Genomic DNA, 14293 nt, shown 5'->3' on the forward strand with positions numbered 1-14293 from the left:
CGGTGGCTCGAGCATGCGTGCGGTGCCCGCCTCACGCCTTGATCTGAATCAAGCGCCTCTCCGCCCGGATTGATCTACGTCAACGTCGGCAGCGGTGCCCCCGTCTACAACGTTGTTGACGTCATCGTTTCGACACCCTTGCCGCACAGACGGAGGTGGTTACCATGGCTCTGACCTGGATCTTGGTGTGCGACGCTGCGCGGGCGCGCCTATTCGAAAGCGCGGACAGGCATACGGCGTGGTGCGAAGTAGCCTGCTATGCCAATCCCGAACTGAGGGGGCCCCCTGCGGATCGCGGCACGGGTCGTACGGTGCCCCGTTCGCAGGAAAGCGTCGGTGCCGCAAGGCATGTGATCGAGCCTCGCGAGAGCAGAAAGGATCACAGCGCGCGTATGTTTGCTCACAGCCTTGCCGAAACGCTGCGTGAGGCACATGCACACCGCCGTTACGAGCGACTCTTCATCGTCGCGCCGCCGCGCTTCCTGGGTGTGCTCTCCGACCAGTTCGGCGATGAAACGGCGATGGTCGCCGGCTCACTGGGCAAGGACGTGGTCGGTTTGTCGGCCGAGGACATGGAGCGACATGTCCGGGCTGCGTTTCCTCACGACTTCGCCGCTGAAGCGAAACGTCCGGCCGCCTGACACGGGCGGCCAGCCCCTCACCGCTGCCACGTCACAAGAGGCAGCTCGGCCGGGAGGAAGGCGTCCTCGTGCCAAGGCCGCAGTCGCACCGTATAGTCGCTTGCGGGGCGGGTGGCAGGGAGTGACACGGTGAACACGTAACCGCCGATCGCGCCACTGATCGCATCCCCCTGGCTCATCGGAATGGACTGCCGCGGAAATCCGTCGCGTTCCTCGGCATAAAGTTCTACTTTTACCCACTCGACGTTCAATCCACCGAGGTACGCTTGCGCGTGAAAGCGCCAGTGGGCGTCGTCGAGCGTCACGTCCACGTCGCCGAGTCGCACTTCGTGCCAATGCGACGACACGGCGTCGCTCCATGCGAGTAGTTCTCCCTGATGGCGCTTCCTCAGTGCGCGAACGGCCGGAAGATAGAAGCCATCCACGTAGTCGAGCAGCATGCGGTTGCTGCTGAATGCGGGTGTGAGCCGCGACATGCTCGCACGCATCCGTTCCACCCAGCGCTGCGGCACGCCGCGGTCGTTGCGCTCGTAGAAGCACGGTGCAATTTCGTCTTGCAGCAGGCGATAAAGACAGTCGGCGTCTTCCGGGTCGCCACCGTGTCCGTCGATCGCCCACCCGCAGGCCGGGTCATAGGCTTCCGCCCACCAGCCGTCCAGCGTGGAGACATTGAGCCCGCCGTTCACCAGGGTCTTCATGCCGCTGGTACCGCAGGCTTCCCACGGTCGGCGCGGCGTGTTGAGCCATACGTCCACGCCCTGCACCAGCCGCTGTGCGAGAGCAAGGTCATAGTCTTCCAGGAACACTGCCCTGCCCTGAACGTCCGGACGTTGCGTGAATTCCACCCAGGCACGCACCTGGTGTTTGCCTTCCTCGTCGGCGGGATGTGCTTTCCCGGCGATGATGAGCTGAACCGGCCGCTTCGCATCGGTGAGGATATCGATGAGCCGCTGCGGGTCGTGGAGCGACAGGTTCATACGCTTGTATTCGGTAAAGCGGCGCGCGAGGCCCACGGTCAGAACATTGGGATCGAGAACGCGGCGCGCCATGGCGATGCTTGCTGGCGGTTCACCTCGAAGGCCGAGTTGCATCGCCAGCCGGTCACGTGCGTACTGCACCAATTCGCGTCGCTGGCGGGCCGCCAGATCCCAAAGCACGATGTCATCGCAGGCGGCTATGGACGCTTCGAGGCAGCCGACGTCGCCGAGCCAGCGTCGTTTGCCGCACGTCTGGGTCCAGAGTTCATCGGCGGGTGCGGAATCCCATGACGGCACGTGAACGCCGTTGGTGACGTGGCGAACCGGCACCTCGTCAAACGGCCAGCGCGGGTAGAGCGGCGCGAAGAGCTTTCGACTCACCTGGCCGTGGAGCTTGCTTACCGCACTGGTTTGCGCGCAACCGCGCAACGCGAGATAGGTCATGTTGAACGGTTCGTCTTCGTCTGCCGGGTCGATACGACCCAGGGCGAGGAAGTCGCGTAGCGAATGCTGGCAGTCGTTGAGCAGATCCTGCGCGTATTTTCGGATCAGCGAGGGCGCAAATGCGTCGAACCCGGCGGGGACAGGCGTGTGCGTCGTGAATACGTTGCCCGCCCGGGTCTCCCACCATGCTTCCTGGAACGTGACGTTGCGACGATGCATGCATCGCCGTGCCCGCTCCAGTACGGCAAACGCGGCATGTCCCTCGTTAAGGTGACATACCTCGACGGGCAAGCCGAGTGCTTCCACGAGGCACCAGCCACCAATGCCGAGCACCACCTCCTGCAGCAGGCGCATTTCGGAACCGCCGGCATAGAGCTTGGCGGTAATGCCGCGGTCAACGGCGCCATTGAGTACATGGTTGCTGTCGAGCAAGTAGAGCCGGGTGCGCCCTACGTCGGCCTGCCACACGCGAAGCCGCAACGTCCGTCCGGGAAGCGGCAGCGCGAGTTCCAGCCACGCACCATCGGGACCGACCGACGGTTGGATGGGCAAGCTGGTCGGATCGTTCGACGGGAAAGCTTCCTGTTGGTTGCCTGCGCTGTCGATCGTCTGACGGAAGTAGCCTTCCCGATAGAGAAGTCCCACGCCGATCAACGGCACGCCGAGATCGCTGGCTGTTTTCAGGTAATCGCCAGCCAATACGCCCAAGCCTCCGGCATACAGGGGCAACGCTTCGCTGAGCCCGAACTCCATGCTGAAGTAGGCAATACCGTTAGGCATGTCGCCCGACGAATGGCCGGCAAGCATCCCTGGGGTTTCCAGGTAATGACGGCGTTGGTCCACAGCCGTTTTCAGTCGCTCCAGGAAAGCCTCGTCGCGTCCGAGTTGATCGAGCTGCGCCTGCGACGCGTTTTGCAGCACCACCCATGGGTTATGCGTGAAATCCCATAGCTCTCCGTCCACCTGTCGCCAGAGTGCATCGACCGCGTGGTTCCATGTCCAGCGGAGATCGAGCGCGAGGTCGTTCAATGGCTCGAGGCCCGGTGGAAGCGAGCGCGGAAGAATCCGGTGCATGTGCATTGGCGACCTCCTGGGCGGCAGCCGTTACGTTCTCGCCAGCGAGACGCTGAGGTATTGACGAGGATCAACGAGCGGCTTCGTGGCGAAGGTCACAGTGCCTGCAACCTCGGCAGATATGTAAAGAGTCGTCATGCCCCCAAACCCTGCACAGGCCGCATGAACGGGCCTTTTGTCCTCGCAGCAGGGGCACCGGAGCCTTTAGGTGCTCACTGGGACGGTCACGGCGTGAACTTGTCCGTGGTGTCGCGGCACGCTCAATCCATCGAATGGTGCGTATTCGACGAGACGGGCGAGCGTGAACTCGCTCGCCTTCCCCTGCCCGTGCGCGACGGCGACATCTGGCACGGCTACCTCGAAGGCGCAGGCCCCGGTCTCGTCTATGGGCTTCGGGTGCATGGCCCTTACGATCCATGCCGTGGGCACCGATTCAACCCCCACAAGCTGCTCATCGACCCATGTGCCCGGGCGTTGCTCGGCATGTTCACCTGGGACGATGCGGTATTCGGGTACGCCGGTGGAACGCCCGACGTTGCCTCCGCCATGGATGAACGCGACAGCGCACCGTTCGTGCCGAAGTGCGTCGTCGCGACGCCTCTGTCGCCGCTTTCGGAGCGACCGGCCCGGCCACGCACGCCATGGAACGACACGGTCATCTACGAACTGCACGTCAAGGGATTTACCCAATCCCATCCGGCCGTGCCGGAGGCTATACGAGGCACCGTCGCCGCGCTCGCAACGCCCCCCATCATCGCGTACCTGCGGCAGCTTGGCGTCACGGCCATCGAGTGCATGCCGATGGCAGCGTTCATCGACGAACGGCATCTCGTCCGGCACGGGCTGACCAATTACTGGGGCTACAACCCGATCGCCCCGATGGCCGTCCATGCGCCCTACCTTGGCGGCGGAGACGCACGTGCCATGGCGGACGCCGTCGATCGACTGCATGACGCCGGTATCGAGGTGATCGTTGACATCGTCCTGAATCACACCGCTGAAGGCGGTGCCGACGGGCCGACGCTGACGTTGCGCGGTCTGGACAACGCCGTGTACTACCGTTTGCAGGAGCAGCACCCGGAACGCTATGTGGATGCCTCGGGTTGCGGCAACACTCTCGATCCGTCCGAAGCCGCCGTCATCGCACTTTTCCACGCCACGCTGCGCTACTGGGCTTGCGAGATTGGGGTCGACGGGTTTCGCTTCGATCTGGCGACACTCCTGGGACGCTCCGAGACCGGCGCGTTCGACGCGGATGCGCCTTTGTGGCGCACCATTGCCGCCGATCCGGATCTCCGCGACCTGAAGTTGATCGCCGAGCCGTGGGATGCCTCGACGTCGGGGGCCCTCGGGTCGTTTCCGCCGCCCATCCGCGAATGGAACGGCCGCTATCGCGATGACATCAGACGGTTCTGGCGTGGCGACGCTTGCGCCCGCGGCGCGATGGCGACGCGACTGGCCGGTTCCAGTGATGTGTTCGACCACGGCGGCCGCGGCCCGCTGCACGGGGTCAACTACGTCACCTGCCACGATGGCTTCACGCTGGCAGATGTGACCTCGTACGCCGTCAGGCATAACGAGGCAAATCCCTATGACAACCATGACGGTAGTCCGGAGAACTGGAGCAGCAATGGCGGTGAGGAAGGCGATACACCGGACGAAGCCCTGCGCCTGACCCGTCGTCGCCGACGCTGCGCCATGCTGGCGACGCTGGCGCTGTCTCGCGGCGTGCCGATGGTGCTCGCTGGGGACGAGCTATCGCGCACGCAGCACGGCAACAACAATGCCTTTTGCCAGGACAACGCCATGAGCTGGCTCGACTGGACCGCCATCGACGACCCCATGCGCGATCTGCGGCCATGGCTCGCCCGCGCGTTGCAGTTGCGGCGACGGTTCCGCTTTCCGCGTGTCGACGCGTTCTTCCGTGGGGCCACGGCGATACACGTCGACGACCGGGACATCCGCTGGTCCGAGCCCGATGGATCCGAACTCGACTCGGCGGGATGGGCAGATCCTGCAGAGCGCGCTCTCGGTGTCCTCGTCACCGGTCCCGGCGAAGGCGACGCGGCCAACGAACGCATCTTTCTCGCTCTCAATCCAGGGGAACACGAGCGGACCTTCCGCTTGCCTGCGCCACCGGGGACCGAGGCATGGTTCGTCGTGCTCGATGCGGACCGCCGGCCCACCGCGGCTGCCGTCCTCGCATGCGGCAGCGAGGTATCGATTCCGCCCACGGGCATGCTGGTGCTGTCGGATTCGGACCCCGCAAGGCCGTTGCTCGCCGCAACGCGCGTGGCCACGCCTTGAGCCAGGGCGAGCTGATGTTCTCTTGATGCGTATCAACTCCGGGGGACGCCGGTTTTGTTGCACTGCCCTCGTCATGAACAGTCCTGCGTCCCCACGCCGTACCCGGACCTCCGCCGTGAAGGCGGGATGGCGGCGACTCGGGGCTGGCCTGGTGACAGGCGCGGCGGACGACGACCCCAGTGGCATTGCCACCTATTCACAGGTAGGCACGCAGTTCGGCTACAGCATGCTCTGGACGACGGTCGCCACCGTCCCGTTGATGATCGGCATCCAGACGATCTGCGCCCACATCGCCCGGGTCACGGGAATGGGGCTGGCCGCCAACCTCACCCGCATCCTGCCGCGCGGGGTGGTCGCCGGGCTGGTCGGGCTGCTGGTCATCAACAACGTGGTGAATCTCGCCGCCGACATCGGCGCCATGGGCGATGCGCTGGCCATGCTCACCGGCGGCTACGCGCGCTATCTTGCCTTGCTCTGTGCAGCGGTCTCCTTGCTGCTGGAGGTCTTCATACCGTTCCGGCGTTACGCACCCATCCTCAAGGTACTCACAGCGAGCCTCCTCGCCTATGTACTGACGGCGTGCGTCGTCGGTATCCCGTGGCGCGAGATGGTTGCGCATTGGCGTCCGGAACGCTGGGACCATCGCACGCTGGTGGCGTTGACCGCCGTCTTCGGTACGACTGTCAGTCCCTATCTCTTCTTCTGGCAGGCGGCAGAGGAAGTCGAACAGGAACGCGGTGAGCCGGGTGCACAGGCCCTGCTTGCCGCACCGGAAGACGCGCCAGAAGAGTTCCGTCGCATCCGCATCGACACGAATCTCGGCATGACCTACTCGAACGCCGTTGCGTTCTTCATCATGCTGACCGCTGCCGTCGTACTGCATGGTGCCGGGCTGCCGTCGATCGACACCTCGGCAGACGCGGCGCGCGCATTGGAGCCTCTTGCCGGTCGCCTGGCGTCGATGTTGTTCACCCTGGGTATCGTCGGTACCGGCATGCTCGCCGTTCCGGTGCTGGCGGGTTCCGCGGCATACGCCGTGTCCGAAGCCCTGGGGCAGAAAGGCGGCCTGGAGAACACGGTCGCCGAGGCGAGGACTTTCTACATCATTCTGGCGGTTGCCACGGCGCTGGGTACCTTGCTCACGTTCCTTCCCGTATCGCCACTGCGTTTGCTGTTCTGGTCCGCGGTGATCAACGGTGTGATCGCCGTACCGCTCATGGGGGCGATCATGGTCGCGGCGTGCAGCCGATCGCTGATGGGACCCTTCGTCCTCAAAGGCACGCTTCGCCTTCTGGGCTGGGTGGCCACGGTCGTGATGGGACTGGTGGCTCTTGGGCTGCTCTTGTGACTTGAACCCGACCCATCGCCTTGACGAGGATCAATAAGTGGGCTGTGACGGGATTCAGAATGGAGGCACGCTTCGCGACGTCGACGCGTTGATGCCATAAGTCGGTAGCCAAGGCATCGCGTCGCCGAGCCCGCCCCTCTTCGTGATGTACGCGCTGGAGTCGCCATGTCGCTGCCAAGCACCGATACGATCGCCGATGCCGACCTTCGTCATCCGCGTTTCCGCTTTCTGCTGTCGCGTTGTCGCAATCGCCCGAAACTTCCGATGGGTGTGGTCCATCCCTGTAGCGCCGTTTCCCTCGAGGGCGCGCTCGATGCTGCTTCGCACGGCCTGATCGAACCTTGGTTGTTCGGGCCGGAAACGCACATCCGTCGCCTGGCCGACACGCTGGGGCGCGGTCTCGAAGGCGTGATCATCCACGACGCGCCCGATGCCCACACCGCGGCTCAGTTCGCGGTCATGGCAGGACGCCGCGGCGATATCGCCGCACTGATGAAAGGCGACATGCATACGTCCGATCTGCTGCATGTGCTGCTCGACCGCGATACAGGTCTTCGCGGTCCGGGGCGTATGACTCATGCCTTTGCCATCGACACGCCCGCCTATGCGCATCCGTTGATCGTGAGCGACGCCGCCATCCACATACGGCCGAATCTCGATGAAAAGCGCGACATCTGCCAGAACGCCATCGACCTGGCGAAGGCCATCGGCATCGAGCGTCGGCACGTGGCGATTCTCGCCGCGGTGGAGACGCTTCACGAGGACATGCCGGCGACGCTCCATGCCGCCGCACTGTCCAAGATGGCAGCGCGCGGCCAGATCACGGATGCCGACGTCGACGGTCCGCTCGCGTTGGACAATGCCCTGAGCCCCGCGGCCGCGCGCCTGAAACATATCGATTCCCACGTGGCGGGGCATGCCAACATCCTCATCGCGCCGGATCTCGAGTCCGGCAATCTGCTGACGAAGGCGTTGGTGTTGCTCGCGGACGGCATCGCGGCGGGTATGGTCCTGGGCGCCGCCCTGCCCGTCGCCCTCACCAGCCGGTCCGATACGTCGGCCGCGCGCGTGGCATCGGCGGCCATGGCGGTGCTCCTCGCGGCGCAAGAACCGGCGGCTTGACGCAGGTCAAGGACGCACCCCGCCATTGCGCTAGCGTGCAGACGTAGCCATTTCAGAGCGGGGCTTTCATGAATACGACAGCACGTTCCCAGCGCACCGTGGCTCAGATACCTGCTTCCTGCCTGCCGGCTGTGGGCGATGTTCTGGCCGTCGTCGCCGGACCGGTGGATGGCGCGGCCTATGTCGCGAGTCGTCTCGCCGCGCGAGACGACGGATCCGTCACCGGTTGCGCGATCTCGCCGGCGTTCCTGGGCGTCCCCTCTGCTGAAGCCGGCACGCGTTCCACGTTGCTGCGCGAACCCGTTGTTCACTCGTCTCAGAGCGAAGGTCGGGAAGCCGTAGCCGGTCGCGACACCTTTCTCCGTTTGGCCCTCGCTGCGGGTGCGCAGAGGCCACAGTGGGCCTGGGCGGGAAACGATCCGGGCCATACGCTGGCCATGCTCGCCGCGTGGCACGACTTGATCGTGGTCCAGCGGCCTGCCGATCCGCACGCCAATTCCCTGGACGGCCTGGAAAGCCTGCTGATGGGAACGGGCCTGCCTTGCCTCGTGCTGCCTTCCGTCTGCGCCCCCTCCGGCGTGTTTGATCGGGTCGTGGTCGCATGGGACGGCAGCCGTCCTGCCGTCCGCGCGATCCGTGCGGCCTTGCCGCTGATCGCGGCGGCCCAGGATGTGCTTCTGCTCGATGGACGTCCCGCGCACCAGAGTGACAACGAAACACCAGGATTCGATCCTGCGGGTTTCCTGGCACGCCACGGTATCGAGGCGACGCACCGGCGCGTGCGGACCACACCGGGGGAAGCGGGCGCGACGATCCTGAAAAAAGCTCACCAGTTCAAGGCCGATCTGTTGGTCATGGGCGCCTACGGGCATACGCGGCTGCGGGAACGCCTGTTCGGTGGCGCTACGCGGCAGGTCCTCGCGCATAACGAGCTGGCGACGTTGCTCTACCACTGAGTCACGCAGTCGCTTGCCGGGCGAGGAGCGATAACCCACGCCGACATGTTCGGTGCGGTCGGTTTATCAGCCGTCGCAGCATCCGGAGGTCACGCCATGAAAGCCATCGAGATCGGCCGGCGACGCGTTCCCACCGTCGAGAGCGGCACGCCCGTGGCCGAAGTCGCGCGGTCGATGCAGAAGCATCAGGCGTCGTGTCTCGTCGTCGTCGCGGAAGCGAGCATGAAACCGCTCGGCGTGATTTCCGAGCGCGACCTGGTCTTGCGGGCGCTGGCCCCGGGAGCGGACTTTGTCCATATGACCGCCGCCAGCATCATGTCCACGCCCGCCATCGTCTGCCATGCGGACGCATCACTGGCGGACATCGTGCAGGCGATGGCCGGTGGCGGCGTGGCGCACCTGCCGCTGGTGGACGACGAACGCCGTCTCGTCGGCATCGTGTCGGCAACGGACGTAACGGCCGCTGTCACCGAGTTGCTAGGGCAGTTGGCGAAAGCCCTCGCCACCGATGCGTTGAGCGATCGTCCTTACGCATGAGATCCGTGCGCGGGCGGCGTCCTCCTGGGTTCAATCGCCTCCCGGCCGAGCGCGTCGCATGGACTCGGCAAGCTCACGGTGACCGTGCTCATCGAGGGCTTCCAGCGTGCTGTCGAAGTCCCGCGGCTCGCGATTCTGGCTCAGCTTGCGCTTGCCCTCCAGTCGGGTGACGTCGATCTCCAAACCGACGATATGAGCCAGATGTTCTGTCAGGTAATCGGCGGGCGCATCGCTCATCTTCCAGGGAGCGGGCATGCTCACCTCCTGCTGACGCGTGAGTCGCGCCACCATGCCGCGTACAAACGACTCATCGTCGTGGATGCTGATCCGTCCGTGCGCATGCACGATCTCGTAGTTCCAGGTGGGCACGTGGCGATGCGTTTCCTGCTTGCTCACGTACCAGTTCGGAGAGATGTAACCCTGCGCTCCACGAAACACGACCAAGACGGGATCGCCATTCCGAAGCTCCTGCCAGATCGGATTCGCGCGCGCAACGTGGGCGAGCAGCACTCCGAATGCACCGCGGCTCTCGTCCAGCACGAATGGCAGGTGGTTGGCCTCCAATCCAGCGGCCGTGTTACTGACCATCATCCCGAGCGGATGCGCTTGAATGATGCGCCGGAGTTCCTCGGGCCTGGATTCGGTAAACAACGGTGGAACGTACATGCGGGCTCCGAGCAGGCCGTATGGATGGCGATCATACAGCGGGCCTAGCGTCGCGCGTGGCGACACCGTCGTCGTAGGAGCCGCCATGGCAGCGAGGAACATGTACCTCACGGCTGCCGCTCCGTCGGCTTCCGGCCTGATCTGCCAAGGGAGCGCCATAGAGGCGCCCCCTCCCAGCCCCCTCACTCGACCGCTTCGAGCGGCCTCCCCGCGCGAGCCAGATGATCGGCGTGGATGACGACGCCGTGGGGTGATTCGTGCCATGTGCCTTCCACTTCGATCTCGCGACCGACCTTCAGGACATTGGCGAAGCGTTTCGCCGCATGGGGCGGGAAACGAAGATGCACGCCGTCGTCGAGGATCACGCCGTGGACGTCGCCCTTGGGGCCATGGACGAGGTATTCGATGACGCCGCTGTATCCCCACCGTTCTGCCTTGGTCGGTGTGTGACGTTCGACGGTCTTCTCGGCCTGCGGTCCGTTGTCCACGACCGCCGCGCCATGCGCGGGCTCGACGGCTACCGCGACGATAAGGGGCTTGCCGCGCACGCGAACGCCGCGTACCGCGATGCTGTCGCCGATCTTCATGCGTGGCAGAAGCTTGCCGGACAGATGCGGTGGGATGTGCACCTCGGTGCCGTCCTTCAGCAATACACCGTCGAGATGGCCGTGGGGATTGAGCAACAGGCGCGCGATCTTGCCGCGCGTGATCGGGAGATGGTCGGGATCAATCCAATGCATGGTGTGCCTCCTGTGGCATACGAGATGAGTGGGGAGTTGTGTGGGGAAAGGCGGCGCGGCCCAAGCACCAGATAACGATGGCGAACGCCGCGAGCGCGCCAAGGCAGAGAAACGCGGGGGCGAAGCCGTACCACTGCGCCACCCAGCCACCCAATGCGGGACTGAGTGCCGCGCCGATGCCCTGTACGGCCAATACCGCGCCCTGGGCGACGTTGACGCGGCCGGTGCCGTTCATCAGATGGGCAACCAGCGCCGGTACCGCGACGCTCTGCAGGCCCGCGCCGATGCCATCGAGCACCTGCACCGGAATGACGCCCCAGGTGTCCATCCAGAGTGCGGCGATCACGCCACGGATCGGCAAGGCGACGAGGGTCAGCATGACGACCCACCAGTGCCCGCGGGTGCGCATCCAACGCATGGCAACGAGCGACGCCACGATCATGACGAGCTGGGCGATCACGATGGTGGCCGAGGTGAACAGTGCCGGGTCGGCCTGTCCTCGTCCCACGACGGCGAGACCGAACAGCGGCAGCATCGCTGCGTTGCCGAGGTGAAAGAGGCAGAGTGTCGCCGCGAGGATCAACAGCGCACGGTTCTGCCAGACGAGGCGGAAGCCGCCGGGTGTACCCGCGTCCTCGCCCTTCGCCCCCTCGCCCATCCCGCGTGCGCGTCGGTCGTCGATGTCGGTCCGTCGGATGGTGTAGGTGGCACCGATGGCGAACGCGCCGAACGCCGCTGCAAGCAAGAAGATAGCGGGAAAACCGAAACGCCAGCCCAGATAACCGGACAATGCGGCGGCCACGACGTTGCCGGCGTGGTTGGCCACCTGCACACGACCGAATTGCCGATCGAAGCCGCTCTGTCCCACCAGGCCCAGCGTGAGGCCGGCAAGCGCCGGACCGAACACGGCTCCCGTAAGCGCCGTGAGGACCTGCGACGTCACCACGGCGGGCGATGCGGTCGAGTACAGCAGCAGGAGCGTCGCGAGCACGGTCCCGACGCTCGCCAGAGCCACCAGCCCTCGCTTGTGTGTGGTGCCGTCCACCAGCGCACCCGCCGGAGCCGTCGCGGCAAGTGCCACGAGGCCGCCGATCGTCATCGCCGTTCCGATCTGCCCGGGCGCCCAGTGGTGCGCCTGGAGATACACGCCCAGGAACGGGCCCACACCCGCCTGCACATCGGCAAGAAAGAAACTGGCCGCTTCGAGCGCACGTGGCGAGCGTTGCGATGCGGTGTTCATGGGCACTCATTCGGGAATCGGTGGGGCAACGATAGGCAAGCGATGTCTACGTCTTCGTGAAGACGCGAACGCAAGTTCTTTCGATGCCCCGCGTCCCGTGCGGACGCGGTACTTCCTGCGGCTAGCCCACGCGGTGATCCGCAGAAGGATCGCCCGCCGCATAGGCGACTCCAGGGTCACGACGTCGCGTATCGGACACGACGCGTCCCGATTCCAGCTTCACCACGCGATCGGCGAGCGCGAAATAGCGGTCGTCATGGGTAATCGCGACCACGGTCTTGCCCTGAGCTTTCAGGTCCGGCAGCAAGGTGCGGTAGAAGTAATCGCGGAAGTGCGTGTCCTGATCGGCGGCCCATTCGTCGAAGAAGAAGATGTCCCTGTCCTCGGCATAACACTGCAACAGCGCCAGGCGCTTGCGCTGTCCGGTGGAGAGCGTGAGCTTGGACAATTCCCCCTGCTCCACCTGCACCAGCGAGCCGAGGCCCAGTGAGGTCAGCAAGGTCCGGATGCGCTCATCGGATAGCGGCCGCCCGCTCGCGTCGAGTACGTGGGGGAAAAGAAAGAAGTCGCCGAACACCCCGGTGAAGCGCTGCCGGTGCGGTTGCGTATCTCGACCAAGCGGCACGTCATCGACGAGCAGTTCCCCGGTGCGGGGCGTGAGCAACGAGGCAAGCAACAGCAACAAGGTCGACTTGCCGCTGCCATTGCCGCCCACGATGAAAAGCAACTCGCCACGCTGGATATCGAGGTCGATGGGGCCTAGCGCCACGCGCCCGTCTTCATCGCCCGCATAGGCATAGGTCACGCCGCGGAGCGCGATGCGCTGCCACGCTCCCCCCTGTCCCTGCACATCGGACCGACTCGATGAGCCGTCACCATCGAGGTCCAGACCGACACGTTGAAGATGCCGAAGACTCGCCGTGCCGACACCTACCTGCCGCGCAGCACTCACGATGAAGGCCACGGGGCCGCTGAGAAACAAGGCGCCGATCACGAACCGCATGATCGTCGTCTGCGGCAAGGCCAGGCTCGCATAGCCGATGTAGACGATGACGAAGACCGATGCGTAGATCACGGTCGATGTCCACGCCTCGTTGAAGCCCAGGCCCGTGTGCACCTGCACCATCAGGCGGCGGGAGCGGCCGATGGCCGGGCGGATGAGTTCGTCGGCGACATGCTTTGCGCGGGCGGCGTTGAGCGCCAGTTCCTTTTTTCCTTCGCTCAAGTAACGGAAATACTCGAAGACCTTTTCATTCGCATCGCGCAAGGCATCGAAGCGACGACGAAGAAAACGTTCCAATGCCATCGACGCAACCACGGTGACGCTGAGAAAACCCGCGAGAATAGCGAGCAGTGGCGGCGACACGCTGGCGAGATAGCTCACGTACAGAACGACAAGCAGCACGTTGTATGACAGCAATGGTGCGACGAGGACCAGCGGCGCGATACTCGCCACGTCTTCGATGAGCGATCCGAAGATCGTGTGCTTATCGTTGGCGAGCGTTTCGTACTCGAGGTCGATGAATCGACGGGAGAGGTCGATGCGCAGCTGCGCGACGAGATCGCCACCCAGGCGGGCGAGGATGAACTGCGACGCGGCTCCTGTCGCGAGGACCGCAACCAACCAGCCCGCGCCTTTCCATAGCGGTGCGGGATCACCGGCATGCACGCCATGCGTCGCCATGGCGTTGATGTGCGATAGCAGCGCCATGGTGGACAGCGCGCTTGCGGCAGACAATGCCACGGCGCTCGCCACGAGCATGCGATGCCGAAGGATGAAGCGCTTGAGGATCATCGACGCATCCTTACACCATTGTCGCGTCTGCGCATGGTGCCAGACATGCATAGTCGGCATGAAAAGCCTATTGCGTGCGGAATCGGCAAATCGCACAAAATCACGTTGCGAACTCCTCAGAATGCCTGAGCGGTGACGTCGTGGACGCGCCCGCCGCGACGCGATTCCTATACCGTCCGGGCGCACACCCGTAACACGTAAGGAGTACTCGTATGCAGACCGACAAGATCCTCGCGGGATGGTTGAGTGGCGCCGACAACGTAGGTGGGTATGACAACCCGGCTGGGCCGCTCTACACCGAAGGTCACAACCAGACCCTCATGGCCATGACCAGTACGGATATCGCACTGATTTCCAATTGCAGTTCGTGTACGGCTTCCCGGCCGGGCGTCTGCTGCTGACAGGCAGTAGTCGCGATAGCCGTGGCAACCACCACGGCTATCTCT

Annotated in this window: 12 protein-coding genes; 7 read left to right on the forward strand and 5 right to left on the reverse strand. The window is 64.6% G+C overall.

The features are described from left to right. Positions 1 to 164: 164 nt before the first annotated feature. A complete protein-coding gene (locus BT115_RS02435; protein ID WP_072320953.1) occupies positions 165 to 641 on the forward strand; it encodes a host attachment protein in 477 nt (158 codons plus the stop codon). Positions 642 to 658: 17 nt separating this feature from the next. Here BT115_RS02435 and glgP read toward each other — a convergent pair whose 3' ends face one another. Beyond that, positions 659 to 3136 (reverse strand): alpha-glucan family phosphorylase, encoded by a 2478-nt coding sequence (glgP, locus tag BT115_RS02440; RefSeq protein ID WP_072322208.1) that lies wholly within the window; start codon positions 3134 to 3136, stop codon positions 659 to 661. 162 nt (positions 3137 to 3298) lie between these two features. Between glgP and glgX the strand changes: the two genes are divergently transcribed. The 5 genes from glgX (at position 3299) to BT115_RS02465 (ending at position 9406) form a co-directional block, all read left to right on the forward strand. Beyond that, complete coding sequence (gene glgX, locus BT115_RS02445; protein ID WP_072320954.1) at positions 3299 to 5443, forward strand: glycogen debranching protein GlgX; 2145 nt, start codon at positions 3299 to 3301, stop codon at positions 5441 to 5443. Between the two features lie 115 nt (positions 5444 to 5558). Beyond that, positions 5559 to 6791, forward strand: coding sequence for an NRAMP family divalent metal transporter (locus BT115_RS02450; RefSeq protein WP_255369343.1), 1233 nt, complete (start codon positions 5559 to 5561; stop codon positions 6789 to 6791). A gap of 165 nt (positions 6792 to 6956) precedes the next feature. Then, complete coding sequence (locus BT115_RS02455; protein WP_072320956.1) at positions 6957 to 7913, forward strand: bifunctional enoyl-CoA hydratase/phosphate acetyltransferase; 957 nt, start codon at positions 6957 to 6959, stop codon at positions 7911 to 7913. A 68-nt stretch (positions 7914 to 7981) separates the two neighbouring features. Beyond that, entirely contained in the window at positions 7982 to 8869 is an 888-nt protein-coding gene (locus BT115_RS02460) for a universal stress protein (RefSeq protein ID WP_083527264.1), read from the forward strand. A 96-nt stretch (positions 8870 to 8965) separates the two neighbouring features. Then, positions 8966 to 9406, forward strand: a complete 441-nt coding sequence (locus BT115_RS02465; RefSeq protein ID WP_072320957.1) for a CBS domain-containing protein — start codon at positions 8966 to 8968, stop codon at positions 9404 to 9406. Positions 9407 to 9436: 30 nt separating this feature from the next. Here BT115_RS02465 and BT115_RS02470 read toward each other — a convergent pair whose 3' ends face one another. The 4 genes from BT115_RS02470 to BT115_RS02485 all read right to left on the reverse strand — a co-directional run bounded on the left by BT115_RS02470 (position 9437) and on the right by BT115_RS02485 (position 13847). Beyond that, positions 9437 to 10072 (reverse strand): FMN-binding negative transcriptional regulator, encoded by a 636-nt coding sequence (locus BT115_RS02470; protein WP_072322210.1) that lies wholly within the window; start codon positions 10070 to 10072, stop codon positions 9437 to 9439. A gap of 182 nt (positions 10073 to 10254) precedes the next feature. Beyond that, positions 10255 to 10812: a hypothetical protein gene (locus BT115_RS02475; RefSeq protein ID WP_072320958.1), complete on the reverse strand. Its 558-nt coding sequence runs from the start codon at positions 10810 to 10812 to the stop codon at positions 10255 to 10257. Further along, positions 10799 to 12052, reverse strand: a complete 1254-nt coding sequence (locus tag BT115_RS02480) for an MFS transporter (protein ID WP_072320959.1) — start codon at positions 12050 to 12052, stop codon at positions 10799 to 10801. The genes BT115_RS02475 and BT115_RS02480 overlap by 14 nt, the downstream gene beginning before the upstream one ends. A gap of 121 nt (positions 12053 to 12173) precedes the next feature. Then, complete coding sequence (locus BT115_RS02485; protein WP_072320960.1) at positions 12174 to 13847, reverse strand: cyclic peptide export ABC transporter; 1674 nt, start codon at positions 13845 to 13847, stop codon at positions 12174 to 12176. A gap of 212 nt (positions 13848 to 14059) precedes the next feature. Here BT115_RS02485 and BT115_RS02490 point away from each other — a divergent pair, with 212 nt between their 5' ends. After that, complete coding sequence (locus tag BT115_RS02490) at positions 14060 to 14248, forward strand: DUF6229 family protein (RefSeq protein ID WP_072320961.1); 189 nt, start codon at positions 14060 to 14062, stop codon at positions 14246 to 14248. The last annotated feature ends 45 nt before the right edge of the window (positions 14249 to 14293 follow it).

It is taken from the genome of Luteibacter sp. UNCMF366Tsu5.1 (assembly GCF_900119235.1).
Lineage (GTDB): Bacteria > Pseudomonadota > Gammaproteobacteria > Xanthomonadales > Rhodanobacteraceae > Luteibacter > Luteibacter flocculans.

Coding starts and splice junctions, on each gene's coding strand:
- BT115_RS02435 (WP_072320953.1), top strand. CDS start 165: ATGGCTCTGACCTGGATCTTGGTGTGCGACGCTGCGCGGGCGCGCCTA.
- BT115_RS02465 (WP_072320957.1), top strand. CDS start 8,966: ATGAAAGCCATCGAGATCGGCCGGCGACGCGTTCCCACCGTCGAGAGC.
- BT115_RS02475 (WP_072320958.1), bottom strand. CDS start 10,812: ATGCATTGGATTGATCCCGACCATCTCCCGATCACGCGCGGCAAGATC.
- glgP (WP_072322208.1), bottom strand. CDS start 3,136: ATGCACCGGATTCTTCCGCGCTCGCTTCCACCGGGCCTCGAGCCATTG.
- BT115_RS02455 (WP_072320956.1), top strand. CDS start 6,957: ATGTCGCTGCCAAGCACCGATACGATCGCCGATGCCGACCTTCGTCAT.
- BT115_RS02490 (WP_072320961.1), top strand. CDS start 14,060: ATGCAGACCGACAAGATCCTCGCGGGATGGTTGAGTGGCGCCGACAAC.
- BT115_RS02485 (WP_072320960.1), bottom strand. CDS start 13,847: ATGATCCTCAAGCGCTTCATCCTTCGGCATCGCATGCTCGTGGCGAGC.
- BT115_RS02460 (WP_083527264.1), top strand. CDS start 7,982: ATGAATACGACAGCACGTTCCCAGCGCACCGTGGCTCAGATACCTGCT.
- BT115_RS02470 (WP_072322210.1), bottom strand. CDS start 10,072: ATGTACGTTCCACCGTTGTTTACCGAATCCAGGCCCGAGGAACTCCGG.
- BT115_RS02480 (WP_072320959.1), bottom strand. CDS start 12,052: ATGAACACCGCATCGCAACGCTCGCCACGTGCGCTCGAAGCGGCCAGT.
- glgX (WP_072320954.1), top strand. CDS start 3,299: ATGAACGGGCCTTTTGTCCTCGCAGCAGGGGCACCGGAGCCTTTAGGT.